At 63.5% G+C, this 22,597-nt stretch carries 44 protein-coding genes; 16 read left to right on the forward strand and 28 right to left on the reverse strand.

Going from position 1 to position 22,597, the window contains the following annotated elements:
* Positions 1-22 precede the first annotated feature (22 nt).
* The 25 genes from CAL22_RS08775 to CAL22_RS08890 form a co-directional block, all read right to left on the reverse strand.
* Positions 23-241 (reverse strand): helix-turn-helix transcriptional regulator, encoded by a 219-nt coding sequence (locus CAL22_RS08775; RefSeq protein WP_094812294.1) that lies wholly within the window; start codon positions 239-241, stop codon positions 23-25.
* Positions 241-507, reverse strand: a complete 267-nt coding sequence (locus CAL22_RS08780) for a hypothetical protein (RefSeq protein ID WP_143276949.1) — start codon at positions 505-507, stop codon at positions 241-243. The genes CAL22_RS08775 and CAL22_RS08780 overlap by 1 nt, the downstream gene beginning before the upstream one ends.
* Positions 500-877 (reverse strand): hypothetical protein, encoded by a 378-nt coding sequence (locus CAL22_RS08785; protein WP_094812297.1) that lies wholly within the window; start codon positions 875-877, stop codon positions 500-502. Before CAL22_RS08785 ends, CAL22_RS08780 begins: the two co-directional genes overlap by 8 nt.
* Positions 867-1,334: a hypothetical protein gene (locus CAL22_RS08790; RefSeq protein ID WP_094812299.1), complete on the reverse strand. Its 468-nt coding sequence runs from the start codon at positions 1,332-1,334 to the stop codon at positions 867-869. Before CAL22_RS08790 ends, CAL22_RS08785 begins: the two co-directional genes overlap by 11 nt.
* Position 1,335: 1 nt before the next feature.
* The gene (locus CAL22_RS08795; protein ID WP_094812301.1) at positions 1,336-1,608 is read right to left on the reverse strand and encodes a hypothetical protein; all 273 of its coding nucleotides are present in this window, start codon (positions 1,606-1,608) and stop codon (positions 1,336-1,338) included.
* Positions 1,605-1,814, reverse strand: coding sequence for a hypothetical protein (locus tag CAL22_RS08800; protein WP_048939998.1), 210 nt, complete (start codon positions 1,812-1,814; stop codon positions 1,605-1,607). Before CAL22_RS08800 ends, CAL22_RS08795 begins: the two co-directional genes overlap by 4 nt.
* Positions 1,814-2,005, reverse strand: a complete 192-nt coding sequence (locus CAL22_RS08805) for a hypothetical protein (protein WP_043223546.1) — start codon at positions 2,003-2,005, stop codon at positions 1,814-1,816. The genes CAL22_RS08800 and CAL22_RS08805 overlap by 1 nt, the downstream gene beginning before the upstream one ends.
* Positions 2,005-2,286: a hypothetical protein gene (locus CAL22_RS08810; RefSeq protein WP_094812303.1), complete on the reverse strand. Its 282-nt coding sequence runs from the start codon at positions 2,284-2,286 to the stop codon at positions 2,005-2,007. The genes CAL22_RS08805 and CAL22_RS08810 overlap by 1 nt, the downstream gene beginning before the upstream one ends.
* Positions 2,283-3,185 (reverse strand): hypothetical protein, encoded by a 903-nt coding sequence (locus CAL22_RS08815; RefSeq protein ID WP_094812305.1) that lies wholly within the window; start codon positions 3,183-3,185, stop codon positions 2,283-2,285. Before CAL22_RS08815 ends, CAL22_RS08810 begins: the two co-directional genes overlap by 4 nt.
* Position 3,186: 1 nt before the next feature.
* Complete coding sequence (locus CAL22_RS08820) at positions 3,187-3,687, reverse strand: hypothetical protein (protein WP_143276950.1); 501 nt, start codon at positions 3,685-3,687, stop codon at positions 3,187-3,189.
* A gap of 50 nt (positions 3,688-3,737) precedes the next feature.
* Complete coding sequence (locus CAL22_RS08825; protein ID WP_094812309.1) at positions 3,738-4,268, reverse strand: hypothetical protein; 531 nt, start codon at positions 4,266-4,268, stop codon at positions 3,738-3,740.
* Between the two features lie 10 nt (positions 4,269-4,278).
* Positions 4,279-4,830, reverse strand: a complete 552-nt coding sequence (locus tag CAL22_RS08830; RefSeq protein ID WP_094812311.1) for an HNH endonuclease — start codon at positions 4,828-4,830, stop codon at positions 4,279-4,281.
* Between the two features lie 84 nt (positions 4,831-4,914).
* Positions 4,915-5,907, reverse strand: coding sequence for a recombinase RecT (locus tag CAL22_RS08835; RefSeq protein WP_094812314.1), 993 nt, complete (start codon positions 5,905-5,907; stop codon positions 4,915-4,917).
* Between the two features lie 2 nt (positions 5,908-5,909).
* Positions 5,910-6,386, reverse strand: a complete 477-nt coding sequence (locus CAL22_RS08840; protein ID WP_094812316.1) for an HNH endonuclease signature motif containing protein — start codon at positions 6,384-6,386, stop codon at positions 5,910-5,912.
* Positions 6,383-7,240: a PD-(D/E)XK nuclease-like domain-containing protein gene (locus tag CAL22_RS08845; RefSeq protein WP_094812318.1), complete on the reverse strand. Its 858-nt coding sequence runs from the start codon at positions 7,238-7,240 to the stop codon at positions 6,383-6,385. Before CAL22_RS08845 ends, CAL22_RS08840 begins: the two co-directional genes overlap by 4 nt.
* Complete coding sequence (locus CAL22_RS08850; RefSeq protein ID WP_094812320.1) at positions 7,237-7,440, reverse strand: hypothetical protein; 204 nt, start codon at positions 7,438-7,440, stop codon at positions 7,237-7,239. Before CAL22_RS08850 ends, CAL22_RS08845 begins: the two co-directional genes overlap by 4 nt.
* A gap of 2 nt (positions 7,441-7,442) precedes the next feature.
* Positions 7,443-7,679 carry a hypothetical protein gene (locus tag CAL22_RS08855; protein WP_094812322.1) on the reverse strand — a complete coding sequence of 79 codons (237 nt, stop codon included), beginning with the start codon at positions 7,677-7,679 and terminating at the stop codon, positions 7,443-7,445.
* Positions 7,676-8,032 (reverse strand): hypothetical protein, encoded by a 357-nt coding sequence (locus CAL22_RS08860; RefSeq protein ID WP_094812324.1) that lies wholly within the window; start codon positions 8,030-8,032, stop codon positions 7,676-7,678. Before CAL22_RS08860 ends, CAL22_RS08855 begins: the two co-directional genes overlap by 4 nt.
* Positions 8,033-8,034: 2 nt before the next feature.
* Positions 8,035-8,220 carry a hypothetical protein gene (locus CAL22_RS08865; RefSeq protein ID WP_094812326.1) on the reverse strand — a complete coding sequence of 62 codons (186 nt, stop codon included), beginning with the start codon at positions 8,218-8,220 and terminating at the stop codon, positions 8,035-8,037.
* A gap of 37 nt (positions 8,221-8,257) precedes the next feature.
* A complete protein-coding gene (locus tag CAL22_RS20995) occupies positions 8,258-9,013 on the reverse strand; it encodes a DUF7666 domain-containing protein (RefSeq protein ID WP_143276951.1) in 756 nt (251 codons plus the stop codon).
* Between the two features lie 196 nt (positions 9,014-9,209).
* Positions 9,210-9,419 (reverse strand): hypothetical protein, encoded by a 210-nt coding sequence (locus CAL22_RS08875; RefSeq protein ID WP_143276952.1) that lies wholly within the window; start codon positions 9,417-9,419, stop codon positions 9,210-9,212.
* A 115-nt stretch (positions 9,420-9,534) separates the two neighbouring features.
* Positions 9,535-9,861, reverse strand: coding sequence for a hypothetical protein (locus CAL22_RS21000; RefSeq protein ID WP_143276953.1), 327 nt, complete (start codon positions 9,859-9,861; stop codon positions 9,535-9,537).
* A gap of 133 nt (positions 9,862-9,994) precedes the next feature.
* A complete protein-coding gene (locus CAL22_RS08880; RefSeq protein ID WP_094812332.1) occupies positions 9,995-10,189 on the reverse strand; it encodes a hypothetical protein in 195 nt (64 codons plus the stop codon).
* A gap of 39 nt (positions 10,190-10,228) precedes the next feature.
* Positions 10,229-10,801, reverse strand: a complete 573-nt coding sequence (locus tag CAL22_RS08885; protein ID WP_143276954.1) for a hypothetical protein — start codon at positions 10,799-10,801, stop codon at positions 10,229-10,231.
* 107 nt (positions 10,802-10,908) lie between these two features.
* On the reverse strand, positions 10,909-11,361 hold the full coding sequence (locus tag CAL22_RS08890) for a hypothetical protein (RefSeq protein ID WP_094812336.1): 453 nt from the start codon (positions 11,359-11,361) through the stop codon (positions 10,909-10,911).
* A gap of 42 nt (positions 11,362-11,403) precedes the next feature.
* Here CAL22_RS08890 and CAL22_RS08895 point away from each other — a divergent pair, with 42 nt between their 5' ends.
* Positions 11,404-11,646 (forward strand): transcriptional regulator, encoded by a 243-nt coding sequence (locus tag CAL22_RS08895; RefSeq protein ID WP_094812338.1) that lies wholly within the window; start codon positions 11,404-11,406, stop codon positions 11,644-11,646.
* Here CAL22_RS08895 and CAL22_RS08900 read toward each other — a convergent pair.
* From CAL22_RS08900 to CAL22_RS21125, 3 genes are all read right to left on the reverse strand, one after another.
* A complete protein-coding gene (locus CAL22_RS08900) occupies positions 11,633-12,283 on the reverse strand; it encodes a hypothetical protein (RefSeq protein WP_094812340.1) in 651 nt (216 codons plus the stop codon). The genes CAL22_RS08895 and CAL22_RS08900 overlap by 14 nt on opposite strands.
* Positions 12,284-12,333: 50 nt before the next feature.
* Complete coding sequence (locus tag CAL22_RS08905; protein WP_094813543.1) at positions 12,334-12,633, reverse strand: hypothetical protein; 300 nt, start codon at positions 12,631-12,633, stop codon at positions 12,334-12,336.
* Positions 12,634-12,718: 85 nt separating this feature from the next.
* Positions 12,719-12,883, reverse strand: a complete 165-nt coding sequence (locus tag CAL22_RS21125; RefSeq protein WP_094812342.1) for a hypothetical protein — start codon at positions 12,881-12,883, stop codon at positions 12,719-12,721.
* Between the two features lie 76 nt (positions 12,884-12,959).
* Between CAL22_RS21125 and CAL22_RS08915 the strand changes: the two genes are divergently transcribed.
* The 15 genes from CAL22_RS08915 to CAL22_RS08985 all read left to right on the forward strand — a co-directional run bounded on the left by CAL22_RS08915 (position 12,960) and on the right by CAL22_RS08985 (position 22,581).
* Entirely contained in the window at positions 12,960-13,265 is a 306-nt protein-coding gene (locus tag CAL22_RS08915) for a hypothetical protein (protein WP_094812344.1), read from the forward strand.
* Between the two features lie 2 nt (positions 13,266-13,267).
* Positions 13,268-13,675: a recombination protein NinB gene (locus tag CAL22_RS08920; RefSeq protein WP_094812346.1), complete on the forward strand. Its 408-nt coding sequence runs from the start codon at positions 13,268-13,270 to the stop codon at positions 13,673-13,675.
* Between the two features lie 179 nt (positions 13,676-13,854).
* Positions 13,855-13,989, forward strand: a complete 135-nt coding sequence (locus tag CAL22_RS21420) for a hypothetical protein (protein ID WP_279628538.1) — start codon at positions 13,855-13,857, stop codon at positions 13,987-13,989.
* Complete coding sequence (locus CAL22_RS08930) at positions 13,989-14,684, forward strand: hypothetical protein (protein ID WP_094812348.1); 696 nt, start codon at positions 13,989-13,991, stop codon at positions 14,682-14,684. The genes CAL22_RS21420 and CAL22_RS08930 overlap by 1 nt, the downstream gene beginning before the upstream one ends.
* Entirely contained in the window at positions 14,666-15,052 is a 387-nt protein-coding gene (locus tag CAL22_RS08935; protein WP_244193822.1) for a hypothetical protein, read from the forward strand. The genes CAL22_RS08930 and CAL22_RS08935 overlap by 19 nt, the downstream gene beginning before the upstream one ends.
* Positions 15,049-15,990: an AAA family ATPase gene (locus CAL22_RS08940; protein ID WP_094812350.1), complete on the forward strand. Its 942-nt coding sequence runs from the start codon at positions 15,049-15,051 to the stop codon at positions 15,988-15,990. The genes CAL22_RS08935 and CAL22_RS08940 overlap by 4 nt, the downstream gene beginning before the upstream one ends.
* On the forward strand, positions 15,987-16,571 hold the full coding sequence (locus tag CAL22_RS08945) for a RusA family crossover junction endodeoxyribonuclease (RefSeq protein WP_094812351.1): 585 nt from the start codon (positions 15,987-15,989) through the stop codon (positions 16,569-16,571). Before CAL22_RS08940 ends, CAL22_RS08945 begins: the two co-directional genes overlap by 4 nt.
* Positions 16,568-16,771 carry a hypothetical protein gene (locus tag CAL22_RS08950; protein WP_032954932.1) on the forward strand — a complete coding sequence of 68 codons (204 nt, stop codon included), beginning with the start codon at positions 16,568-16,570 and terminating at the stop codon, positions 16,769-16,771. Before CAL22_RS08945 ends, CAL22_RS08950 begins: the two co-directional genes overlap by 4 nt.
* Positions 16,768-17,208: a hypothetical protein gene (locus CAL22_RS08955; protein WP_094812353.1), complete on the forward strand. Its 441-nt coding sequence runs from the start codon at positions 16,768-16,770 to the stop codon at positions 17,206-17,208. Before CAL22_RS08950 ends, CAL22_RS08955 begins: the two co-directional genes overlap by 4 nt.
* A gap of 318 nt (positions 17,209-17,526) precedes the next feature.
* Positions 17,527-18,087 (forward strand): hypothetical protein, encoded by a 561-nt coding sequence (locus CAL22_RS21300; RefSeq protein WP_244193823.1) that lies wholly within the window; start codon positions 17,527-17,529, stop codon positions 18,085-18,087.
* Positions 18,077-18,562 carry a terminase gene (locus tag CAL22_RS08965; protein WP_094812355.1) on the forward strand — a complete coding sequence of 162 codons (486 nt, stop codon included), beginning with the start codon at positions 18,077-18,079 and terminating at the stop codon, positions 18,560-18,562. Before CAL22_RS21300 ends, CAL22_RS08965 begins: the two co-directional genes overlap by 11 nt.
* Entirely contained in the window at positions 18,549-19,826 is a 1,278-nt protein-coding gene (locus tag CAL22_RS08970) for a terminase large subunit (RefSeq protein ID WP_094812357.1), read from the forward strand. Before CAL22_RS08965 ends, CAL22_RS08970 begins: the two co-directional genes overlap by 14 nt.
* Before the next feature lie 4 nt (positions 19,827-19,830).
* Positions 19,831-21,249: a DUF4055 domain-containing protein gene (locus CAL22_RS08975; protein WP_094812359.1), complete on the forward strand. Its 1,419-nt coding sequence runs from the start codon at positions 19,831-19,833 to the stop codon at positions 21,247-21,249.
* A complete protein-coding gene (locus CAL22_RS08980) occupies positions 21,221-22,333 on the forward strand; it encodes a phage minor head protein (RefSeq protein ID WP_244193824.1) in 1,113 nt (370 codons plus the stop codon). Before CAL22_RS08975 ends, CAL22_RS08980 begins: the two co-directional genes overlap by 29 nt.
* 5 nt (positions 22,334-22,338) lie before the next feature.
* Entirely contained in the window at positions 22,339-22,581 is a 243-nt protein-coding gene (locus CAL22_RS08985; RefSeq protein WP_032954938.1) for a hypothetical protein, read from the forward strand.
* The last annotated feature ends 16 nt before the right edge of the window (positions 22,582-22,597 follow it).

Genomic DNA, 22,597 nt, shown 5'->3' on the forward strand with positions numbered 1-22,597 from the left:
GACAAGGCCAGATGATACCTGCTCATGCCGCCTTCTTCTTCTTGCTGCGCTCGATCAGCGCCTGCACGCTCTCGACTGTGATCCGCGCGGCGTCGCCGATCACGACCTTTTCCAGATCGCCGCGCTTGACCAGCCGGTAGATCATGGTGCGCGACAGGCCAAGGGCTTCCTCTGCCTCGCGCAGGCGGTACAGAAGTTTCGGCGCCGCGACCGGTGCTTGGTGTTGGGCTGCGTGTGCCATTACTGCTCCTTGTTGTCGGTGGCGCGCATAGCCTTGGCCAGCGCTGGATGGTCAGCATTGAAGTCGCTCTGCTGGTGCATGTGAATGGCGTGGCGTAGGGTGGCGACTTTGACTATTTCGGATCCCAGCGCCATTTCCAGACGCTCGACTTCCATCAGGTTCTCAGCTGCCGCCATCTCCAGATGGTCGATGTACGTCTGCGGCTGGCAATAACGGCAGCCATCGCCGTTCAGCCGGATCGTCAACGTGCATTTGCATTCACTCATGCTTTGCGCCTCCGTCCTTGCTGGGCTGGGTGGCACCTGTCAAGGATTGCTTGACGACTGCCGGGATCGCCGGTTGATAGGCGTGATCGTGGAACGCGCTCATGTGCTGTGCGCGGCCGGAATACGCATCACCGCCCTTCGGTTGGCAGATCCCCAGATCGACAAGTGCGGCGTGCAGCGTGTCCCACTGGCGCTCTACGTCCATAGCGGCCATTCCCATCGACGCGGACAAATTGCCGCGCTTCTTGGGTGAGCAGTCCATTCCTGCGTCCCGTGCGCGTTCGCTCTTGCGCAGGTAGTCGGACTGAGCCGCGCGCAGGTTCTTGGCGGCTGTGATGGCGGCGTCCAGGCGCTGAAGGTCAGGCTTCATCGCTGTTCCCCTTCTGCGCGCCCGGTTGCGCGGACAGGGCGGCGCGTAGGTATTTGCGCCACCACCATTTGCCAACGGCACCCGGAGCACGCTCGCCGAAATAGACACCGTGCAGCGGGCCTTCGCCCAACAGGAAAGCGAACACTGGATGATCCGCATCGCGCACCGCCTCGCTGGCCTGGGGCGCGGCATAGAGGGAGTCGCCTGCTACGAACTCGCCCGCAGCGCCAGGGGAAAAGATGGCCAACTTGGAGTTGTGCTTGGGCGTGAAGATGGCCAGATCGCCGTTTGCGTCTTCGCGGATTTCACCCCAGGGCTTTTGCGCCTCCCCGGCTACAGGGGCGCTTGCCAGGGTGAGGATGGCGCGCGCGAAGGTGATGTACGCGAGGTCGTTGTCCTTGCGCGTCCAGCCGGGGAGTACCTTGTTGGCCAAGTCGATGATTTGGCTGTCTTTCATGTCAATCTCCCTTGAACTCGCGAATCGCCGCGCGCGCCTTTTCAATGGCTGGGTGGTACTTCTCATGCCAACCGTCGAAATTCTCGGCTCCGGCAAAGGCTTGCAGCGCCTCGAATAGGGACTGCGCCCGCTCATCGGCTACAGGGGCGCGCAGCTTGGACAGCAGGGCGGATTCGATGGCGCGAGCCATGGCGATGCTACTGCTTCCAAATTTCAGGATGCTGATGCATTCTTCGTCCGTCAGCACAGGCTGGGGGGTGTTTTTGTCAGTCATGTCCTGTCCTCGGTGGTGGGCTGGGCGGCGCGGCTCCAGCCGCAAGCGTGGTGGATGCCCAGGCCGGGCATGTCCGGGTCGGGGTCGTAGCTATCCGGCCATTCGGACTCAGGTAGCACCTTGCTCTGCCCAAGGGTGGCGCCGGGTATCTTGTAGAAGCAGACGTGCGGCGCTGGGCCGTAGTGGCATCCGTCGTTGCAAGCCATCACATCGTCACTCCATGGTTGTGTGCCACCTGGACCTTCCCGCAGCCAGGGCATACATGCCGGTAGCCCTGGCCTGGCGGGATGCAGATGTACATGGGGAAGCCGTGTTCTGGATGGATGCAGGTCTGCTCCTTGGGCAGCTTGTAGAAGCCGCTTTCCTTCTCAATCTTGAAGAAGCCGGACTTATCCATCACGCCTCTCCCTGCTGCGGGACCTGGGCGGCGACAAACGATGGCTCGTATTCAACATTTACTTCCCATCGCCCGATCTCGGGGCCGGTGAAACCGTCGAATATGGCGAACGTCAGCGGCCAATTGGCCTCAAAGCCGTCATGGTTGTGGAAGTAGTCTTCGGCGCATGCCTCGGCTTCCTCTTCGTCGATATCATCGACAGACGAACGTTGGACGAACTCCGGGGCCAAAGTGCGGCTACCCAAGCCAGACTGCGGCCAGACGCGTGCGTAGAACCTCATGCTGCATCTCCTTTGTGCGGGACCTGGGCGGCGAGGGCGGCGTCTACGAACGCAACAAGCGACTCGCGTTGCCGCCCTGCAATCGTCAACGTAGTGAAACGGCCCGACTGGTAGTCGAAACCGACGTTCTCCGCGTGGCTAAAAATCCAGCGCCACCGCGCCGCATCCTGAGCATCGCCTGAGCCAGGATCTGCATAACTCGGGCCGCGGACAAGGCCCAGAGCCTGGGCTGCGGCGGTCGCAATGGCAGCAAGCTTGGCGTTGCGGATGGCGGCAGGGCTTTCAGGGTCGGTGCCGCAAGTTTCCTTAGCGGCGTCTGCCTCGCGCATGATCCAGCGCAGGGTCCAGCGCGTTAGATCGTCCCGCGCATCGCCAGCAGCGGGAGCACGGCGGCGGTCCCATCCCTTCACGTCTGCCTCGCTCAAGTGCAAGCCGCGTTTTTCCGCCCATTGTTCCAAGAGCTTTACGGCAATCGTGGCTTCCTTGGATGCCCCCAACGTAACCGGCTGATCCAGCGTCGTGAGGAACCCCATAAAGTCGAACAGGGCGCCTGCGATTACGCTGTCCTTCGCATCGTCCTGTGCGCTGGCACGCCAGAACACAGCAACCAGCCCCTGCATGGCAGTACCAAGGATGTCGTGCTCACGGCACAAGGCGACGAATTGCGGGTCATCGTGCGGATACCCTTCGCGCTGGCTTTCGGGCTGTGCGCTGGCGGGAGGGGTGTCCACTTCGAGCGCTTCGTTCGCCTCATCAAGAACTTCGCCAACGGTGCGGCGGCGGCCCTCAAGCACGATCACGTCCTGCTCTTTGCCAAGCGCCGCCAAGCTGCTGGCTGTCCAGAGCAGGCTATCGCGCAATTTCTCAGCCAGCTTCCAGCCGGCGGGTAGGGTGGTCATATCAGGCTCCGGTGGCGCGCGCGGCGTCAAGCTCAGCGCGGATCTGGGTTTGCAGCAGCAGGTCGGTCTGGTCGTCCGGGTCGGCGGTGGCCATGGCGCGGCGCAGGGCGGGCATGGTGGTGGCCAGGCCGGCCATGGTTTCGGCGCGGATCGGGACCAGATATTTCAGGGCGATGTGCAGCTCGCGCAACGGCTCCAGCGGAAGCGTGCGGCCATGCCGCGTGCACCACATCTCGAAATGCCAGATGACCCCCTCGATTGCGCCGGCGGCCTCGTACCATTTGCCGTCGCCTGCTCGAAAGTCCGGGAAGCCCTGTGCATCGGTGTGCACGGTGCCGTCGCGGTTGATCTGGTCGATGATGGCCTCAAGCGGGCGTAGCACCAGGTCGGTGGCGACGAGCATGGGCGCGCGCTTGTCGCGTTCGACGCGGCGGCCGGCTCTTACGCGGGCCTGCTGCTTTTCCATCATGCGGCGCTGCTGGCGGTTCATGGCGGGGATCATGTCGTTCTCGGTATAGGTGGCCGGCGGGCAGCGCCGCGCCGGCCGTGGGGTTATGCCGCTTCGGGTTCCAGGTTCAGGCCAAGCGACTGCTGCTTCTCGACGGCGGGCGTGACGGAGATATCCACCTCGCCGCCCAGGACCTCGTACAGGCGCTTGATCTGGTCCCCCGTGGGGTTGCACTTCACCCGGAAGCAGTAGCGCGCGCTGCCACCTTCGAGCAGATCAACTGAGAAGTGGTCGACGTCGGCCGTCTCAAAGCCGATATCGGACGCGCCGCCCAGGCCAAAGCCGATGACGACCTGCGCGCCCTTCAATTCGTGCTTCAGGCGCACCGTGCCGATCAGGTCGCCGAAGACGCGCACGGTCGGTTCCTGTGCAATGTCCTCGAAGCCCGGAACGGCCGGGTTCTCGTCCACCTTGTAGAAGGCGTGGCGCAGGCGCTGGTGGAACGCCGACAGCAGGCCGTTGCTTTCCGTGAAGGCGATCTTCAGGTCCGCGCCGCCCACCTTTTCGTCGCCGGGGTTCTCGGGGCGCACGTTCAGATGAGCCAAAATCACGGTTTGTTTTTCAAGCATGAACATTCCAGATTCCTTATGATCTGTAAGTCTTGTGGTTGATGATGTTGTTGATCGCTGCTCGGGAGAGCCCATACTGTTCGGCGACTTGGTATTGGCGGCTGCCGGCGGCAACCAATGCTCGAATGGTTTCTGCGTCGGTCATGGATAGGCGGCGCGTAGAAAGCCCCATCGCGGCGGTGCGCGACCTCCAGGCATCATCGATAGCGATCAGCCCATTTCGGTATGCGTGTCGGACGTTATGGCTCCGCGTGCACCATTCGAGGTTTTCGGCCCTGGGGTCGGCGGGGTCGCCATTGATGTGGTTGACCTCTGGAAGGCCATGCGGGTTAGGGAGCCAAGAAAGCGCTACCAGCCGGTGAACCAACATCGTCCGTTGCTTGCCTGCGCTATCCGTAAGGCGTGCCACCGGATACCCTAGGCTCAGCGGAGTTTTCAGCCACTTCCCATCGTGGGAGAACGTTTGCCCGCGCATGCCAATCCATTTCCTCGGGAATGACCAAACTCGACCGTCGGCCGTTGTGGCGTAGAGGCCGCCAAACCCTGGGATGATCTTCATTTCCGACATTCGTCAATCTCCTGTGGGCGCTACGTTGGGAAATTAGGTGGGCGACGCCTGGGGGTTCCTCGGTTGCGGCGCCGCCCTGGGAGATCAGGCGGCCGGGGTCAGCTCGTCGCGGCGGTTCTGGTAAGCCCGCTGCAGGGCGTCGTAGTGCTCGTCCGGCGCGTCACGCAGGCTGTCGCCCACCAGGTCGAGCGCGTCGATGGTGGTGGCCTCGGTGATCTGCTGGAGGATGGGCGAGGGGTCGTAGACCAGGGCTGCCGGCGCGTCGTCATCGGCAGGCGCGGGAGTGATGTAGTCGCCGTCCAGCACGTTGTCGAGTGCCTGCGATTCGCCACGGGCGTTCAGCTCATCCAGTGCGGCGGCGCTGGCCAGTTCGATACTGACCGGCAGGTACTTGAACAGGCGGCGCAACACGGTCTTGCGGCCCATCTCCGAGAAATGCCCGCCCCACGGGCTGGAGGCTTCCTTTCCGTAGCGCTTGGCTTGCTTCCACCCCTGCGAGGCGTCGCGGATATCGAGCACCTGCTGGTAGCTCATGACCTCGAATGCATGCCCGCCGCCGACCAATTTGGCGACTGCATAGAAAGCGACGATGTCGCCGCGCTCGCCCATCGCCGGGCGATGCTCCAGCTTCTCATCCAGCCCGTAGGCGTACTCGAAATGGTCATTGGCGTGCACGGCGTGGGCGGCAATGCTCACGATCTGGCCAGAGCGGCGCGCGAGATCAATCAGGCCCTTGTAGCCCAGGACAATCTGCACCTCGACAATGCCCTTCTGGCGGTTTTCGAAGGGGATCAGGTAGGCGTGCCCCAGGGGAGTGTTGGGCTCCAGGCCAAGCTGGGAGACCTGGACCACGGCGCCCATAAGCGATTCGACCGTGCAGCCCATGAGCTTCGGGGTGGTGCGCAGTGCGCCGAGTGCGATCTTGAGCATGCGATCCGGGCTTACGTGGCGCGGCAGCACCGCGGCGAGCGTGGCCTTCTGCGATTCCATGAACGCCTTGACCTGGCCGATGCCGGCCTGCGAGGCGACCATCTTGGAGGTCTTCTTGAGGTCCGCGAGGGAAGTGGTTTGGGACATGATCAATCCTTGTGGAAAGCTGCCTTTGCAGCCAGGTAAGCGTTGTGAGCTGCTTCAACGGTCTTGAAGCAACCCAGGTGCTTCGTCGTGCCGTTTGCGCGGATCTGCGCAATGAATCTCGTGCCGCGCGCATGTACCCCCAGAACGCCCAGCTTGTTTGTGGCGCGTGCGCAGCGGACATTGCGGTTGTTCAAGAAGCGATCAGCCTGACGAAGGTTGCTGATTGCGTTGTTTGATCGGTTCCCGTCGATGTGGTCGATTTCATCGGCCGGAAGCTCGCCAGCGCAGACCAGCCAGGCAAGCCGGTGCGCGGCTCTGCGGCGCCCATCGATTGATATCTGGATGTACCCCTTGCCGTTGTTGCTTCCGGCGATAGCGCCAGCCACAGCACGTCGACCCGAACGCTTCCAACGGAACACTCCGGTCGCAGGCTCGTAGTCAAGGAGTTCGAGAACGCGCGCCTTCGTGATTTGGCTCATTTGTCTGACTCCATCGCCCAAGAAGGCAAGCGGACAACCTGAATTTCTGTCGAGTAACCGGGCCAGACATCGCTGCGCAGGCAATCGGCATACCGGGCAAGATCGGATTGGTACTTTCTGCGACCGGCGTCCAGGCTGTCTTCGTCCAGCATCACCGCGCTTGACGAGAACGGATAATCGGTTTCTACAGCCACGAACACGAACGCAAGCACATTGAGACCACTGGCGCGAGCGAACCCATCCGTGTAGAACGCGGCTTGAACGTCGTACCTTTTCCTTGCCACTTGCCGGGCGAACTCGGCCGGGCTGGCATCGCTGAAAGTCTTGACGTCCAGCAGCACCACGCCGGACTCGCCGGCCGGGTGGACCCAGTCGGGCCTGCAGCGGCACAGAACGCCAGTGTCCGGGTCGATCCAGTAGGCGGAAACCTCGGGCCGGCCGGCGGCCAGGGCTTCGGCCACATCTGGAAGGCGGCGCACGCTCTCGGCCTGGCGCAGCGCCGTCTCGCGCTGCTCGGGCTTGATGGCGATCACGCCGGCCGGCAGGCTGGCTTCCCATTCCTTCCACGCCTTGGTGGCGCGCGAGACGTCCGGGCCCACCGCATAGCGCTTGTCGAACTCGGCCGGCTCCAGGATGGCGCAGTGCGCGAGTTGGCCTTCCAGCTGGCCTTTGCGCTCCGGCTCAGGCGGGCGCGCCGGGTTCAGCGTCAGGTCGTAGAAATTGGCTGGCGACACATTGATGCGATCCAGCCCGGTTTTGCTGATTCCAGGCCCGCCGTGGTACTCCTCGATGGGCATGCCCACGATCACGCGCGGGGCGTCGATCATGGTCACGGGTTCGGTGATGGCGTTCATGCTTCAGACTCCGGGATGCCGGACCGAATGCGCAGCTCGCGGATCGTGGCGGCGGTGAATTGGCTGTCCGGGTCGTGGCCGAACCATTCGCACGCGGCGACGACGCCGAACGCGCGGATGGCGTTGTCGAATGCGTCGGCCGGCACGCGCTCGTCAACAGGCGGAATCTCGCCCGGGCCGCCGTGGGGGATGCGGGACATGCTCACTCCTTCGCCGCATACGCGGTCTTCCCGCCATCGCTGGCGGTGTGGATGGGTTCGCCGTGGGCGTCGAGGGTCGGGCCGATGACGCCGGTCATCAGCAGCAGGGAAAAGACGATGGCGGCGCCGCACAGGCCGTAGCAGGCGACGTTGATATCCCACTGCTTGCGGTAGGCGAGCAGGTACAGGGCCAGGGCGCGGCGGGAGAGGGTGCGGAGGGTGAAAAGGGCGGTGGTCATTGGTAAACCCCCATCGCGCACTGCGCATTGACCCGCTCTTGCGCCGTCGCTTGAATGAATCTGCCCAGCAGCTCAGCGAGGCCGGCGCGAATGCTCGGGCAGTCGCCGGTATCCAGCAGGGCCAGCAGCACGTTCTCTCGCAGGTTGCTGACGTGATCCATCAGCACTTCGGCCCACCATTCGGCTGTCTCGCCGTAGGCATAGGCAGCTTCATTGGCCAGGACGGCCTGCACGGCGGTCACGGCTTCGGCGCGGTCAACTTCGGGGACGTCGCCGGGGTAGGCCTCGCCGGGGCCTTCATAGGGCGAGGCAGTGCGGGATGGGTCATCGTGGCGATAGGAGGGGGTCAGCATGGTCAGGCCTCCACCGACTGCCCGGCCAGCTCGCGATAGCGGCCGAACTCATCGCCGAATGCCGATGCAATGCGCGCGCGGTTCGTGAAATCCGCCAACTGCCACAGGCGGGCCAGCTGCTTGACGAAGTTGCCGCCGTACTGCGACATGGCCTGGACGGCTTGCTCGTCGGTGATGGTGGTGGTCATGGTTATCTCCTTGCCCCGGCACCCGGGGCGGGGTGGGTCAGGCTTCGATGAACTCGCCTTCGGCGCTCAGCGAATACCAGGTGTCGGGCTTGATTCCGTTCTCACCGACGATGGCGGCGGCCGCCTTCCGGATCACATAGTCATCGTCTCGATACACGAGAAAAAGAGCATTCCCGAGGGCGCCCATTGCTTTGCCGGCGTAGCCGCAGGCCATGGCAGCACCCTGGTAGCCCGTGGCAGAGGCAGCACCCTGGTCGCCCGTGGCAGAGGCAGCACCCTGGTAGCCCGTGGCAGAGGCAGCACCCTGGTAGCCCGTGGCAGAGGCAGCACCCTGGTAGCCCGTGGCAGAGGCAGCACCCTGGTCGCCCGTGGCAGAGGCAGCACCCTGGTAGCCCGTGGCAGAGGCAGCACCCTGGTAGCCCGTGGCAGTCTCGCCTTCGGGCCTTGCCCGCGAAAACGTGTATTCGATGGCCGCCTTGATCAGGCCAGCGAGGCCGATTTCAGCCTTGATGGTGATGCGAGAACTGGCCAGCTTCGTGTCGCTACCTTCGCGGCTGATCTTTCCGCCTTGTTCAACCAGGGCAAAGCGCGAACCGGCCGGCGGGTAGTAATCGAAGACGTTCAGCGGATACTCGCAAGCGTGGAAGCCGCGGTCGCAAGCTTTGATCGGGCCTTTCATTTCATAGGTCTTGCCCACTTCGTACTGGAACGGCTTGTCGCCGCCCGTGCAGGTCAGATCGGCGTTGAACGCCTTGTAGCTGGTGACGACTTCTTCTTGCGGCTGGTCCGGCATTGTTGTTCTCCCGTTCTCCCCGGGGTGGGGAGGTTGGCCTCTGCTCGGTGATGCATGAGTGGTGAGGCGTTGGGAGAATATTAGCTAAAGGCTAATGATCAAGGCAACGGAAATATGAGCAAAAAGCTAATTTTTTTGTAACAGGCAACAAAAAGCCGCCCGGAGGCGGCTTGGGGGTGGCTAGGCCCGATACCTACTAGTGGTTAAGAGCGCTCATGACTCCGCGCACTATTCCCGGTAGCGCCGGAAGGACTTGCGCAACGATGATGGTACCTACGACCCACATAATGATGCTGGTCTTGGCGTTGGCAATTTCGGATTTCAAATCGCCTCGAACATCCGCCAGCTCGGCCTTGGTCACATAATTCGAACGCATTACCGCCAAGTCCTGGCGGACTTGGGTCATGGTGTCTTCAAGGGCCTTTACGCGCGCTTCCATAGTTTCAATAGTACCCCCTCCATTACCGCCGTCAAACCCCGGAGGGAAGTCTCGCGCAGGAGTCACAGGAAATGGAAGCACCTTATTCGCCGGTTGCATTCGTCGCCTCTTGGGACCAACGTAGGACGGTCGCCAGGTTGAATAGCCGCAAATTTCCGCAGTGGTCGCATTCCAGGGACAATGTGGGAAAGCCGCCACCGACAGTCTGCCGGACATGACCGTTCTCATCGATCATAAGATAGGCGAGTCCCTCAATGGGAATAGCGTTCCCGCCACCAGCGTTGGTGCCTCGTGAAATCCAGCCAGCGTCTTTTTTGCAGACTTCGCATACCGTTTGGACTTCCTTAGCTTTCAGGAACGCGGAAAAAACTTCGAACGGGACCACAGGGGAAGTATCTTTAGGATTCATGCCACTCTCTGTTTATTCGCATTGTTTCGCCATCGTATGGACAAGTAATCACGTCCTTGTCCACTGTCCCGCCTCGTCATCCCGCGGCGTGGCGCCAGGTCTGATTGCACGCGGGGCACTGGGCAGCCAGCCACTACCGCATCAACGCCGGCATTCCATTGCGAGCCGACGACGCCGCGGACATCAGGTCGGACACTGACACGATTGTCACGATGATGGTGGCCACGGCAAGGACCTTGGCAACCTTGTTGACGTCTGGCCTGGTCAGACTGGCGACCATCCGAGTGATGATGTAAGCAGCGATCATGACGCCTATGGCTGGGATCATGTTGGGTCTCCTGTGTTGTGATTCGTAGTAGTTGTCGACTTACATCTGGCTCGCTGCTTTTGATGCTTTGTCCGCCTTGCCTTTCGAGTAGGTGGCTTGAGTGCGATTGTGGTAGATCATCATGGCGGACTCATCTACCTGACCAGCGCGTTCGGTTAGTTCAATCGTCACGGCCTTCCCTCTCCAGCTTGCGGCCTCCGAGCGAAACTTGCCGCCACCAACGCTCTGGACTGTCTGTTGGGAACTGTTGGTAGGTGGGCCATAGCGCTCCACCAATATCTTCCGCAGCGATTCGTAGTTTTGCTGTTTCGTAGTGAGGAGGAAGCTTCGGACTGCGTTGTCGTACATGCCCATCGTCAGCGTGTAGCCAAAGTCGAAACTTAGGGCGTTCCAAATCTGATAGACATCGTTCGAAGCGCTATAGATGCATGGCGTGTCCAAGCGAGGGTTATAGATATCGCAGCGGGAAAAGTTTGCTGTGTAGGGTGCGCCAAGCTGCACGCCGATGAAACTTGTTGGCTCTTTGCCCCAGCCTTTCGCAATGGCAGGGGAGGATAGCGCTGTGGAAAGACAGCACATCAGTGTGGCAATCGCTAGATTCGAAACCTTCATAGCTTCCCTCCGGCCTTCGGATTTTGCAGTTTGTAGTCTCTATAGCATTTCGTCACAGTGAGTCCAAAAAAATTCCGTTGGACCAGACGAGCGTGAGTCGGGGCGGATCAGGCGGCCTTATGGGCTTCGTCACTTTTGACAGAAGGAGACGCCCCAAATGCCTTAACTTGACTGATTACCCAGTCCTCAATGGCTTCCTTCTGCCTTGGGGTCAGCCGGTCAAAGTCGGCTTGAGGTAGGCGGGGGAATGGCCAGTTTCCTGAGTCTGTGCCGGCGTCCGCATGGTTGATGTCGAGCCATCCTTCTGGCTTCCCCATCTTTTTCTCAATGAACCGGCATGTGCCGGCCCTCATCCCTCTTGGCGTGCCAGTCGCTGAGTTTTTTGAAGCATTCAGCCATTGGCTTACCTGGGACTGGTCACGTTCCAGCCGCTCGGCGAGGCGGCCAACGCCGCCAGCTTCTTTAGCAAGCGATGCCAGGTTAGCCCGGCGGATGTCATCAATCAGCATTCCATCATTTGATAGCCATTGGCTAACGATTGGAATTTGCAAAAGGCTCATATTTTTCTTGCGGTTGAATTAGCAAAAGGCTAATATCGGCTCATGAAATTAGCCGAATACCTATCCCAAGAGCGTGGTCGCCAAGCGGCATTGGCCAAGGCAATCGGTGCTCACGCGCCAGATGTGAGCCGTTGGGCTCGCGGCGAACGGCCTATCCCTGTTGAGTTCGGCGGCCCCATCGAGGTGGCTACCGGAGGGCAGTGCACGCGCCGAGAGCATTGGCCCGAGGACTACGCCCGCATCTGGCCCGAGCTGGCTGAGCGGCAGGAGGTTACTCATGCTTGACGTCCTGCGTCGGGCTTTCGCGCCCAGGCCTATCCGAGTCGAGGCTCGGTCCATCCATGCCGGAGACGATCTCATTCTGTCCGTCCGGGAGTGGCCTGCATCGCAAGACATGGTCGGCTTCCTGAACGCAACGCAGCAGCAGTTCCCCGGCGTTCGTATTCACCTGCTGGTCGGTTTTGACTCGGTCCAGGTATGCGGGGAGCAGGGCAGCGCCCAGGGCGAACATGCCACCGATGAACGCCAGCCAAAGCTGCCCATTCAGCAGTACCGCGATGAGGCGCTTTCGCGCGGGGCGAAGCCTGGTCCACAGGGAAATGTTGTTTTGCTCACCTGGGCATCCGCTGGTCGGGTCGTAGTCGTATCTGTCCCGCCACAGGTAAAGGGCGATGCGGTCGAAAAGTTTCAAGCGAGTTCCCCCGGCGTAGATCAGGAAGGTGTAGGAGCCTCCGATTCTACGTTCGGCGGGGACGCTCTGTGGCCGGCCAACAACGGCGACGTTTTCCACTTCGCGGCTCGGCAGTGGCTTGCATTGAAGCGGCCCGATTTGCTGGCTTCGGATCGAGACAAGCAGCGCGTTCGTTGCTTGGCCAAAAAGCTCCGCAAGGCTGCCAAAGCCTACCTTGACCGAAGACCCCATGCTGGATTGGCAACCTCCGCGCCGCAGCAGGAGGCCGCGTGATGCCGCTGTCAGCCCTTGTTCACGTTCGACGTGACCCGATGGGACTCGGCGGACGCGAAAGCCATACGTGCTTTGGAGTCGACTTTGTGTCCATGCGCGCGGCACCAGGCGGGGAATGTGTCTGGGTCGATGTATGCCTTGATGACGACGTACCCGTGCTTGAGCATTTCCTTCCGACCCTCTTCGGCACGCTTCTCCCAGTCGTCGAAGGTATCGGGGAATGTATGGGCGTCGTCCGAAATGGCGCGAACCCTGTCGTAGTCCTCTCGCCGATACCAGGCAATGCCAACGCCACCGATTTGATTCATGGCCAATCCCTTTTTGGAAACGATTGATATGTGGAAATTCCATCGTATCCGATTGGGGGTGGCCGCCCATTTCCGTCTGCATGGCTCAATGCACCGTCGCGCCGGCGGCTTCCGCGCTTTCCCAGGCCATACGGTCGCGCTCGGCGCGCAGCTCTTCAAAGATAGCCATCACCGCGGCTTCGGACGGGTCCACGAAGGTGCGCCGGGCGATGTCCTGGGCGTTCTGCAAGAGCTTTTCGGTGTCGGTCATTTCCTACTCCATCGAATCAGTACCGCCAGTGTGCCCAGCGGCTTATTCCAGGGCATTCCTTTCCTTTTGAGCAGCCATGATTCCCATTGAACCGGCCGGAATGACCGGTCCCCACATCATCGAAACGGCCTTGCGCTTGGCAATGGCCAACCAGGCCCAGCGCCAAAAGCTGCTGGATGAAACGGGCTGGGATGCCAGCATGCCGTCCAAGATTTGTTCAGGCGCCACTGGCATCACGCTGGAAAAGCTCGACTCAATGTGCCGTGCACTCGGGCTGACCATAGTTCCGGTTAGCTACATGGACTATCTGGCCCAGGGCAATGAAATCGGCTCGCGATGCTGCAAGGCGCGCTTGAGCCTGGGCAACTGCGGGGCGAGGTAGGCATGCGCTACCCGCTCAACGCCCGCACGCGCCAGCGCGCGCACCGCGACATCGACGCCGCGCCCGATGGCTTCTTCTTCGCGCCACCCGTCGAGCCCACCCGCACGCTGGGCCAGTCGGCCAAGCTGCACGCCATGCTGGCCGACGTCTCTCGGCAGGTGAAATGGCCGGTGAACGGCCAGCTCGAGCGCCTGAGCATCGACGACTGGAAGGCTGTGATCGTGGCCAGCCTCATGCAGGAAAAGCGCATGGCGGCCGGCGTGCGTGGCGGCTTCGTCATCCTGGGCAAGCGCACCAGCTCCATGACCATCCGCGAGATGTCGGAGTGCATCGAGTTCCTGTACAGCTTCGGCGACGAACAGGGCGTGGTCTGGTCGGAGCCCATCGAGGTTCCGGGGTGGGTGCGCTGATGTGGAACGACACCACCGCGCGCGCAGCAGATCGGCGCCTGGCTCGATTCCCCGATGGATCTGGACGAGTTCTACGGCCGGCCCACGTTCGCACGCTGTGCGGTCGTCCTGGCCGTCTGGCTGCTCCTGTACCCCGTATGTCATGTCTCGGCGCGCGCGCTGCGCGGGGGGAGCCTGTGATGCTCAAGCGCTCCGCACCCATGACCCGCAAGACCCCACTGCGCGCCACCTGGCACTGGGGCTACACGCGCGGGGAACCCGTGCGCGCCCAGAAGATGGCCGCGAACGACGAAAAGATGAAGGAGGCCGCGTAATGGCCGCTGACTGGATCAAGATGCGCGTCGACCTGCCGACGCATCCGAAAGTTGTCCGCATTGCGTCCGCTTGCGAAGCGGACAGACTGCGTGTGATTGGTGGACTTTTGTCCGTTTGGGGTCTGTTCGATGCCCACTCGATCGACGGGAAACTGGAAGGCTACACGCCAAAGGTGATGGACGAGACCATCGGCTTCCCGGGTTTTTCAGACGCCATGATCGCCGTCGGCTGGCTGGAATTTGATGGCTTTTCCCTCTGGATGCCCCAGTTTGACGAGCATAACGGCCAGTCCGCCAAGAAGCGCGCACAGGATGCAGACAGGAAGCGAAACGACCGAAATTTGTCCGCTTCGGAAGCGGACAAAAAGCGGACTAGAGAAGAGAAGAATAGAAAAGAAAAAGATAACCCCCAAAGCCCCCTTCCGGGGGTGGAGGGCTGGGCGTTGCCGGACTGGGTTCCTGCCGAACCCTGGCAGCAGTTCGAGGAAATGCGGCGGAAGAAGAAAAAGCCCATGACCGACGCCGCCCGCAAGCTGGCCGTCGCCAAGCTGGACACGCTGCGCTCTGCCGGCCACGACGCAGCCGCGGTCATCGGTCAGTCCGTCCTGCACGCCTGGGACTCGTTCTACGAGCTCAAGGGCGGGGCCGCGCTGGCGGGGTCCGGGAACGACCAGCCGTGGACGGGGGCAGTGTGATCGGCCACCAGACCCTCATCGCGGCCCGCATGGCGGGCTACCGGCCGACCGACGTCTGGCTGACAGCCGTGGAGGCCGAGCCGGCCTATGGCCGTTTCACCCATCCCGAGGCGCAGCTGGGCCAGATGTCGAATGGCCGCTGGGTGGGTTTCCCGGATATCCACATCCTGGCCAGCGAGTCCGCGGCGGCATTGGACTTGCGGGCGGTGGTGGGTCTGGTCGTCCACGTCTTGGCGGATAGCCGCGACCGCGCCGAGCAACTGCTCAGCCGAGTCGCCGAGTTTTCGCCGGTCAAAATCATCGCTTCTGGCGGTTGGGGCATGCTCCTGTGGGAGCCTGGCCGAGGCATTCAGGAGTTCCTGCCGTGAGCCAAATCATCCATTCCGGCGATATCGACTTCCAGGCCTACATGGCTGAGTCCGAGCCGCAGGCCAAGGTGCTGGCCGCCGAGGCCTGGCGTGACGACCTGGTACGCACTGTCGAGCACGGCGAGCAGATCACGGGTGCGAAGCTGCCCTGGGCCAAGACGCACGACCTGCTGCGCTTCCGCCCGGGCGAGGTGACGCTGTGGCAGGGCATCAACGGGCATGGCAAGAGCGAGTTGCTGGGCCAGGCCTGCATCGGCTTTGCGAACCAGGGCGAGCGCGTGTGCATCGCCAGCTTCGAGATGAAGCCCCAGGCCACCTTGAAACGCATGCTGCGCCAGACCGCCATGAACAGCCGGCCCAGCGTGCAGGCGGTTGATCGGCTCATCGACTGGTCACGGGATCGACTTTGGCTCTACGACCAACAGGGCACTGTGACGCCGGCCATGCTGTATGCCGTGATCCGGTACTGCGCTGACCGTCTGAAGGTCCGCCACATGGTGATCGACAGCCTGATGAAGTGCGTGCGCGGCGAGGACGACTACAACGGCCAGAAGGACTTTGTGGACATGCTCTGCACCCTGGCGCGCGACCTGCGGCTGCACATCCACCTGGTCCACCACGCCAAAAAGGGTGAGAACGAGGACCAGGTGCCGGGCAAGTTCGCCGCCAAGGGCTCGGGTGCCATCGTCGACCAGGTCGACCAGCTGCTGACCGTCTGGCGGAACAAGAAAAAGGAGCGGATCGCCGAGGCCGAGCTGCGCAAGGACGGCGAAGTGTCCGCCGAGACGCACGAAACCCCGGACGCGCTGCTCATCTGCGACAAGAATCGGCACGGCGAGTGGGAAGGGCGGATCCAGCTCTGGCGCCACGCCGACAGCCTTCAGTTCGTCGGCGACAAGCGCCGGCAGCCATTGGACATGATTGGGAGCCTCGCATGACCCACCCACACCTGGCCGCCAAGCAGGCGGACATCGCACTGGACCCGCTGGCGGGCACACTGGCGGGTAGCTACGCGCGCGCGCAAGGGCCGGCCGGCGTGCTGCTGACCCTGCCGTACCCGATCAGCGCGAACCGCTACTGGGCCAGCCGCACGGTCACGCCGCGGGGCAGGCCGGCCTTCACCAGCACCTACGTCACGCCCGAGGCGAAGGCCTACAAGGCGCAGGTGCAGAAGCTGGCGCTGGTGGCTGGTGTGCGCAAGCCGATCGCCGGCCGGGTGCGGGTGGAGTTCACCCTGTACCCGAACCGCCCGCAGGACTGGCAGAAGCGCATGCGCAAGGACGGCGCAGCCTGGGATGACACCGTCCAGTGCCTGGACCTGGACAACGCCCAGAAGGTGGTGCTGGACAGCCTGAAGGACGTCGTTTTCCAGGATGACGCCTGGGTGCGCGAGATCAGCGCCCGCCGGGCCGAGCCGGACGAGTTCGGCGCGCGGCTGGTGGCGGTCGTCACGCCGCTGGCCGTCGAGCAGCCGCAGACCGACCTCTTTGGCGCCGCGGCGCAGGAGAGCGCGGCATGACATGGGCCCGCCGATCCGACCGGGGTGACCCGGTCAAGGTGCTGGAGCGCCGCCAGGAGCCGCCGCCGGTGCGCAGCTGCGCCGGCTGCCAGCACATCCAGCTGGTCAAGAGCGATTTTGACGGTCGCCGGGTGCTGGCATGCACCCAGGGGCTCCCGGTCGGGCAGCGCTGCCGCCTGTTCGAGGAGCGCGGCCGATGAAGACGCCGAAGCTGCTGCTGGACCGCCTGCCGGCCGACTTCCATGCACGCCTCGAGAATTGGGGCGAAGTCATGCGTAGCCGGCCGCATTACGCTGTCTCGCCCACCTACGAGGTGTGCCGCAGGCTTGCGAAGCGGGCAGGGCAGGGCGCATGGGGAGGGGAAGAAGACGTGCGCGAGCTCGACGAAGGCGACGCAGGCCTTATCGAGGCTGCCTGGCGCAATTCGGTCTACCGCATGCTGCATCAGCATCGCGACATCCTGCGAGCCCACTACGTGACGCGCTCCTACTGGCTGGCCACTTGCCGTGCGCTTGGCCTGCGGACGCGGGAATACGACGACGTGCTGGTGCGGGCGGTAGGCAATTTCGAGGATTTTGTTGCACGCTACGCCGTTGTTGTGCATAATCCGGCCCAAGACAGACCGACTACCGTCTAACGACGTGACCCGATGCCCGCAGGCGGACGTCGCGCGTCCGGAAGAAACAAGCCCCGAGCCAATGGCCGGGGCTTTTTCTTTGCGGGCTTCCAGTCAACGCAGACTCACCTCCCCAGGACACCGCCCAGCCAGACGGGCGCCCGCGCGGGGGATCAAAGCGCGCGGGACTTTCTCCCCGGCCTCGTCGCCGGGTCTGGCAGACGAGAACCGCACACGCCCAGCTCGCCCAGTGGGCGGGTAAGTCGGATGGGCGCATCCTGAATCACTTTCAACGCGGAATCGATGCCTGCGGCGTCGCTCCCAGAGGGACCGCGCACCATGGCACGACCATCCAAGTACCAACCCGGGTTCGCCGAGCAGGCCGCAAAGCTTTGCAAGCTCGGAGCGTCTGACGAGCAGATCGCGTGGTTCTTTGACGTAACTCTGGCTGACATTGCCCTATGGGCTTGGCAGCACGAGGAGTTCTTCCAGGCCATCACGCCTAACGACGAGCGGCGCCGGCAGTGGGCTGAGGCAGATAGACTGAGCCGGTCCTTGGTCTCGGCGTATCGCCGAGCGCGTCGAGTGCGCAACCCAACGGAACGAATTGCCAATTCCGTGCGCGCCCGTATGTGGGCTGCGCTGAAGGGCAAGACGTCTGGCGCTTGCTTGAGTCGCCTCGGCTATTCCCTGGAAGATCTGCGTGCGCACCTTGAACGGCGGTTCCAGCAGGGGATGACCTGGGAAAACTATGGAAAGTGGCACATCGATCATATAAGGCCGTGCGCTTCGTTTGATCTGACCGATGCGCAGCAGTTCGCCGAATGCTGGTCCCTTGAGAACCTGCAGCCGCTATGGGCGGCAGAGAATGTCAGGAAAGGGGCTCGATATGTCGCGTGAGACGAAAGCGGACCAGCCGCGCAAGCGCGGGAGGCCGTCTGCCTATCAGGAAGAATACGCAGTGTGGGCGGAAAAGCTCGCCAAACTTGGCGCAACCGATGCTGACCTCGCCGATGCGTTCGGCGTGACAGAGGTGACCGTCAACACCTGGAAGAAGCGGCGCCCGGAGTTTTCTTTAGCCCTAAAAAGGGGCAAAGCCCTGGCCGACGCCGAGGTGGCCGACAGGCTCTACCAGCGCGCCCTGGGCTACACGCATGCCGAGGACGACATCCGGGTTTGCGACGGCGTGATCGTTACGACCCCGACGACCAAGCACTACCCGCCGGATACTGTGGCCTGCATCTTCTGGCTGAAGAACCGGCGCCCGGATCTCTGGCGCGACAAGCCGGACCCGACCAACGACGACAACGCGCCGCCTCCGGTGAAGGTCGTGATCGAGGTGGTGAACGCGAGCGTCCCTGATGCCGACGCTTAACCAGCCCCAGGCCCGGTTCCTGGCTCTGCCGCACAAGTTCCGCGCGTTCGTCGCAGGTTTCGGCAGTGGCAAGACCTGGGTGGGCGGGGCCGGCCTGTGTAGGCACGCCTGGGAGTTCCCGCGCGTCAACTCGGGGTACTTCGCGCCGACCTACGGCCAGATCCGGGACATCTTCTACCCGACGATCGAGGAGGTGGCCCACGACTGGGGCCTGGCTGCCAAGATCAACGAGTCGAACAAGGAGGTGCACCTGTTCGCCGGCCGCAAGTACCGCGGCACGGTGATCTGCCGGTCGATGGAAAAGCCGGGCGACATCGTGGGTTTCAAGATCGGCAAGGGGCTGATCGACGAGCTGGACGTGATGAAGGCGGACAAGGCCGCGCTGGCCTGGCGCAAGATCATCGCGCGCCTGCGCCACACCGCGCCCGGCCTGACCAACGGCGTGGACGTGACCACGACGCCCGAGGGCTTCAAGTTCGTCTATCAGCAGTTCGTCAAGCAGGTCCGCGAGCGCCCCGAGCTAGCAGCGCTCTACGGCCTGGTGCAGGCCAGCACCTACGAGAACGGCAAGAACCTGCCCGAGGACTACATCCCGTCGCTGCGCGCGAGCTACCCGCCGCAGCTGATCGCGGCGTACCTGCGCGGGCAGTTCACCAATCTGACCAGCGGCAGCGTGTACGCGAACTTCGACCGGCGTCTGCACCACACGGACGCCGCCGAAGAGCCGCACGAAGAGCTGCACATCGGCATGGACTTCAACGTGCTGAACATGACGGCCACGGTCAACGTGATCCGGGCCGGCCTGCCGCTGACGGTGGGCGAGCTGACGAAGGTCAGGGACACGCCGGAAATGGCCCGGATGCTGAAGGAACGGTTCAAGGACAAGGGGCACGGCATCACGATCTACCCCGACGCGAGCGGCGGCAACACCAGCAGCAAGAACGCGAGCGAGTCGGACCTAAGCATCCTGCGCAAGGCCGGCTTCACCGTGCGCGTGAACAGCCGAAACCCGGCCGTGAAGGACCGCATCAATGCCGTTAACGGCATGCTTTTGAACGATGAGGGCGCCCGTCGGTGGCTGATCAACACCGACCGCTGCCCGACGCTGACCGAGGCGCTGGAGCAGCAGGCCTACGACAAGAACGGGGAGCCCGACAAGTCGACCGGGCACGACCACCCCAACGACGCCCAGGGCTACTTCCTGGTGCACCGCTACCCGATCACGCCCACCGGCATGAGCCGCATCAAACTCACAGGAACCTGAGACCATGCCCGTAGACGCAAAGCATCCTCTCTGGACGGCCAACCAGCCGCGATGGGAGCGCTGCCGCACCGCGCTGCAGGGCCAGGACGCCGTGCATGCGGCCGGCGAGAAGTACCTGCCCAAGCTGGCAGGCCAGGACGAGGCGGAATACGACGCCTACAAGGGGCGCGCGCTGTTCTACGGCGCCACGGCCCGCACCGAGGAAGCGCTGATCGGGATGGTGTTCCGCAAGGAGCCGACCGTCACGCTGCCCGCGGCGCTGCAGCCCATGATCGACGACGCCGACCTGTCCGGCACGCCGGTGGACACCTTCATCGAGAATGTGACCAAGGAAGTGATCGACGTCACCCGCGTGGGCGTCCTGGTGGATTACCCGGTGGCCAACGGCGAGTTCATGACCGTGGGCCAGGCCCAGGCCGCCGGCATGCGCCCCTACCTGGCCACCTACAAGGCCGAGGCGATCATCAACTGGCGCACGGCCCGGGTGCGCGGCGTGAGCCAGCTGGTGCTGGTGGTGCTGGCCGAGTGCTACACCGAGCCGAAGGACGAGTTCACCGCCGAGGAAAAGACCCAGTACCGCGTGCTGGACCTGGTGGATGGCTTCTACCGCGTGCGCATCTACCGCACCGACCTGAACACCCCGGCGTTCGAGTACACGCCGATGATGAACGGCAAGCGGCTGCCCTATATCCCCTTCGTGCTGATCGGACGCAACGGCGAGGCGGTCGACCCGCAGAAGCCCGTGCTGCTGGACCTGGTGGACGTGAACATGTCGCACTACCGCGGCACGGCGGACTACGAGCATGCGCTGCATTTCACGGCGCTGCCCACGGCCGTGGTGACCGGGCACGAGCTGAAGGAAGGGGAAAGCCTGAAGATTGGGTCTTCCGAAGCCTGGGTTTTCCTCGAAGACACGGCCGACGCCAAGTATCTGGAATTCTCGGGCCAGGGCCTGGACAGCATCAAGGTCAGCCTGGAGCGCAAAGAGGGCATGATGGCCACCCTTGGCGCGCGCATCCTGGCGCCAGAGAAGCGCGACGCCGAAGCAGCCGAGACGGCCAAGATCCACCGGGCTGGCGAGAACAGCGTGCTGGGCGGTATCGCCCTGGGCGTGGGCCGGTCGCTGGCGAAGGCTTTCCGGTGGGCCGCCGAGTGGGCGGGCGCCGGCAGTGGCACGGTCGAGGTGAAGCTGAACACCGAGTTCTTCCCGGCCGGCCTGACCGCCCAGGACCTGACCGCCCTGGTGGGCGCTTTGCAGGCCGCGGCGATCAGCCCGGAGACGTTCTACGACAACATGCGCCGCGGCGGCATCATCGACGACGGCGTGACGTTCGAGGAAGAGCAGGCCCGCATCGAGGCCGCCGGCCCGGCGCTGGGCACGCTGGGAGGCCCGAATGGCCAGCCTGCAAACGGAGCTGTATGACGCGACCGTCCGGCACTCCATCGACCTGGTGCGGTACAGCAACGGGGTGGTGCGCCGGATCGTTGCGCTGCTGAACCGGGTTGACGCCGAACTGGCCGATCAGGTGGCCCGCGCCATGGAGAGGCTGCCGGCCAGCGCCTTCACGGTGGCGCGGCTGGAGGAGTTGCTGAAGGACATCCACACCCTGAACGCGGAGGCGTACCAGCAGGTGCGCGGCGAGCTGGAGAAGGACCTGCGGGACCTGGCAGGCTACGAGATCGGCTATCAGGGCCAGCTGTTCGACGCGCTGGGTATCGAGTTCACCACGCGCGGCGTCACGGCCGGGCAGGTGTACGCCGGCGCCATGGCCCAGCCGTTCCAGGGCCGCCTGCTTCGGGAATGGATGACCGGCTTGGAAACAGGGCGAGCCAGCCGCATCCGCGACGCGGTGCGCATGGGCTATGTAGAGGGACAGACCATCCAGCAGGTGGTGCAGCGCGTGCGCGGCACCCGGGCGAAAGGCTACGCTGACGGGCTGCTGGAGATCGACCGGCGCAACGCGGAGGCCGTGGTGCGCACCGCCATCAGCCACACGGCCGGGTTCGCGCGGGACCGCTGGTACGACGCTAACGACGACATCATCGGCGCGCTGGCCTGGGTCAGCACGCTGGATTCGCGCACCAGCCAGATGTGCCGGCTGCGCGACGGTCTGCGGTACGAGCCGGACTCACACAAGCCGATAGGCCACAAGGTGCCATGGGGCGCCGGGCCTGGCCGGTTGCATTGGCAGTGCCGCAGCACGTCGGTGCCGATCCTCAAGGGCATGGAAGACGACCCGCTCATCGGCACTCGGGCAGCAAAAGATTACCGAGACAGCGCGCGCGGGAAGGGCGAGCAGGTGCGGGCGACAACGACCTATGCGGACTGGCTCCGCAGGCAGCCCGCCGCGATTCAGGACGATATCCTGGGCCCGACCCGCGGCGCGCTGTTCCGCAAGGGCGGCGTCGAACTGGAGAGCTTCTACAACGACCGAGGCGTGTATCTGACGCTGGCCGAGCTGCGCCGCAAGGACGCTGCCGCCTTCGCGCAGGCCGGCGTAGAATAGCGCGCATGCCCCTGCACCTCGTCCCTGACGCCCCGAAGCCGGCGGAAACGGAAAAGGACCGGATCCGGAAGCGGATCAAGGCCCTGCCGAAGCCGAAAGACATGATCCAGTGCCCCCGCTGCGGTGGGCGCGAGGTCATCGAGACGCGCATCGGCGTGTTCGAGACCGCCAGAACATGGAGCGGCGGCACGAAGGCGCTGCTGTGCGCGCTGTGCTTCATGCGAGGCGAGCGCGTCGTCTTGAAGTGACCTGACCATTACCCAT

The sequence above is a fragment of the Bordetella genomosp. 12 genome (genome assembly GCF_002261355.1).
Taxonomy (GTDB): Bacteria; Pseudomonadota; Gammaproteobacteria; order Burkholderiales; family Burkholderiaceae_B; genus Bordetella.

Bases quoted from the DNA above. Each gene is read 5' to 3' on its own strand.
- CAL22_RS08900 (WP_094812340.1), bottom strand. From the start codon at position 12,283: ATGGGGTCTTCGGTCAAGGTAGGCTTTGGCAGCCTTGCGGAGCTTTTT.
- CAL22_RS08895 (WP_094812338.1), top strand. From the start codon at position 11,404: ATGAAATTAGCCGAATACCTATCCCAAGAGCGTGGTCGCCAAGCGGCA.
- CAL22_RS08890 (WP_094812336.1), bottom strand. From the start codon at position 11,361: ATGAGCCTTTTGCAAATTCCAATCGTTAGCCAATGGCTATCAAATGAT.
- CAL22_RS08880 (WP_094812332.1), bottom strand. From the start codon at position 10,189: ATGATCCCAGCCATAGGCGTCATGATCGCTGCTTACATCATCACTCGG.
- CAL22_RS21300 (WP_244193823.1), top strand. From the start codon at position 17,527: ATGGCACGACCATCCAAGTACCAACCCGGGTTCGCCGAGCAGGCCGCA.
- CAL22_RS08885 (WP_143276954.1), bottom strand. From the start codon at position 10,801: ATGAAGGTTTCGAATCTAGCGATTGCCACACTGATGTGCTGTCTTTCC.
- CAL22_RS08800 (WP_048939998.1), bottom strand. From the start codon at position 1,814: ATGGCTTGCAACGACGGATGCCACTACGGCCCAGCGCCGCACGTCTGC.
- CAL22_RS08775 (WP_094812294.1), bottom strand. From the start codon at position 241: ATGGCACACGCAGCCCAACACCAAGCACCGGTCGCGGCGCCGAAACTT.
- CAL22_RS21000 (WP_143276953.1), bottom strand. From the start codon at position 9,861: ATGAATCCTAAAGATACTTCCCCTGTGGTCCCGTTCGAAGTTTTTTCC.
- CAL22_RS08855 (WP_094812322.1), bottom strand. From the start codon at position 7,679: ATGACCACCGCCCTTTTCACCCTCCGCACCCTCTCCCGCCGCGCCCTG.
- CAL22_RS08975 (WP_094812359.1), top strand. From the start codon at position 19,831: ATGCCCGTAGACGCAAAGCATCCTCTCTGGACGGCCAACCAGCCGCGA.
- CAL22_RS08865 (WP_094812326.1), bottom strand. From the start codon at position 8,220: ATGACCACCACCATCACCGACGAGCAAGCCGTCCAGGCCATGTCGCAG.
- CAL22_RS08930 (WP_094812348.1), top strand. From the start codon at position 13,989: ATGGCCGCTGACTGGATCAAGATGCGCGTCGACCTGCCGACGCATCCG.
- CAL22_RS08820 (WP_143276950.1), bottom strand. From the start codon at position 3,687: ATGATCCCCGCCATGAACCGCCAGCAGCGCCGCATGATGGAAAAGCAG.
- CAL22_RS08915 (WP_094812344.1), top strand. From the start codon at position 12,960: ATGATTCCCATTGAACCGGCCGGAATGACCGGTCCCCACATCATCGAA.
- CAL22_RS08805 (WP_043223546.1), bottom strand. From the start codon at position 2,005: ATGGATAAGTCCGGCTTCTTCAAGATTGAGAAGGAAAGCGGCTTCTAC.
- CAL22_RS08815 (WP_094812305.1), bottom strand. From the start codon at position 3,185: ATGACCACCCTACCCGCCGGCTGGAAGCTGGCTGAGAAATTGCGCGAT.
- CAL22_RS08965 (WP_094812355.1), top strand. From the start codon at position 18,077: ATGTCGCGTGAGACGAAAGCGGACCAGCCGCGCAAGCGCGGGAGGCCG.
- CAL22_RS08785 (WP_094812297.1), bottom strand. From the start codon at position 877: ATGAAGCCTGACCTTCAGCGCCTGGACGCCGCCATCACAGCCGCCAAG.
- CAL22_RS08830 (WP_094812311.1), bottom strand. From the start codon at position 4,830: ATGTCGGAAATGAAGATCATCCCAGGGTTTGGCGGCCTCTACGCCACA.
- CAL22_RS08955 (WP_094812353.1), top strand. From the start codon at position 16,768: ATGAAGACGCCGAAGCTGCTGCTGGACCGCCTGCCGGCCGACTTCCAT.
- CAL22_RS08920 (WP_094812346.1), top strand. From the start codon at position 13,268: ATGCGCTACCCGCTCAACGCCCGCACGCGCCAGCGCGCGCACCGCGAC.
- CAL22_RS08780 (WP_143276949.1), bottom strand. From the start codon at position 507: ATGAGTGAATGCAAATGCACGTTGACGATCCGGCTGAACGGCGATGGC.
- CAL22_RS08875 (WP_143276952.1), bottom strand. From the start codon at position 9,419: ATGACCCAAGTCCGCCAGGACTTGGCGGTAATGCGTTCGAATTATGTG.
- CAL22_RS08840 (WP_094812316.1), bottom strand. From the start codon at position 6,386: ATGAGCCAAATCACGAAGGCGCGCGTTCTCGAACTCCTTGACTACGAG.
- CAL22_RS08795 (WP_094812301.1), bottom strand. From the start codon at position 1,608: ATGACTGACAAAAACACCCCCCAGCCTGTGCTGACGGACGAAGAATGC.
- CAL22_RS08790 (WP_094812299.1), bottom strand. From the start codon at position 1,334: ATGAAAGACAGCCAAATCATCGACTTGGCCAACAAGGTACTCCCCGGC.
- CAL22_RS08860 (WP_094812324.1), bottom strand. From the start codon at position 8,032: ATGCTGACCCCCTCCTATCGCCACGATGACCCATCCCGCACTGCCTCG.
- CAL22_RS20995 (WP_143276951.1), bottom strand. From the start codon at position 9,013: ATGCCGGACCAGCCGCAAGAAGAAGTCGTCACCAGCTACAAGGCGTTC.
- CAL22_RS08950 (WP_032954932.1), top strand. From the start codon at position 16,568: ATGACATGGGCCCGCCGATCCGACCGGGGTGACCCGGTCAAGGTGCTG.
- CAL22_RS08980 (WP_244193824.1), top strand. From the start codon at position 21,221: ATGGCCAGCCTGCAAACGGAGCTGTATGACGCGACCGTCCGGCACTCC.
- CAL22_RS08835 (WP_094812314.1), bottom strand. From the start codon at position 5,907: ATGTCCCAAACCACTTCCCTCGCGGACCTCAAGAAGACCTCCAAGATG.
- CAL22_RS08945 (WP_094812351.1), top strand. From the start codon at position 15,987: ATGACCCACCCACACCTGGCCGCCAAGCAGGCGGACATCGCACTGGAC.
- CAL22_RS08850 (WP_094812320.1), bottom strand. From the start codon at position 7,440: ATGTCCCGCATCCCCCACGGCGGCCCGGGCGAGATTCCGCCTGTTGAC.
- CAL22_RS08905 (WP_094813543.1), bottom strand. From the start codon at position 12,633: ATGAATCAAATCGGTGGCGTTGGCATTGCCTGGTATCGGCGAGAGGAC.
- CAL22_RS08845 (WP_094812318.1), bottom strand. From the start codon at position 7,240: ATGAACGCCATCACCGAACCCGTGACCATGATCGACGCCCCGCGCGTG.
- CAL22_RS21125 (WP_094812342.1), bottom strand. From the start codon at position 12,883: ATGACCGACACCGAAAAGCTCTTGCAGAACGCCCAGGACATCGCCCGG.
- CAL22_RS08825 (WP_094812309.1), bottom strand. From the start codon at position 4,268: ATGTTCATGCTTGAAAAACAAACCGTGATTTTGGCTCATCTGAACGTG.
- CAL22_RS21420 (WP_279628538.1), top strand. From the start codon at position 13,855: ATGCTCAAGCGCTCCGCACCCATGACCCGCAAGACCCCACTGCGCGCC.
- CAL22_RS08970 (WP_094812357.1), top strand. From the start codon at position 18,549: ATGCCGACGCTTAACCAGCCCCAGGCCCGGTTCCTGGCTCTGCCGCAC.
- CAL22_RS08985 (WP_032954938.1), top strand. From the start codon at position 22,339: ATGCCCCTGCACCTCGTCCCTGACGCCCCGAAGCCGGCGGAAACGGAA.
- CAL22_RS08810 (WP_094812303.1), bottom strand. From the start codon at position 2,286: ATGAGGTTCTACGCACGCGTCTGGCCGCAGTCTGGCTTGGGTAGCCGC.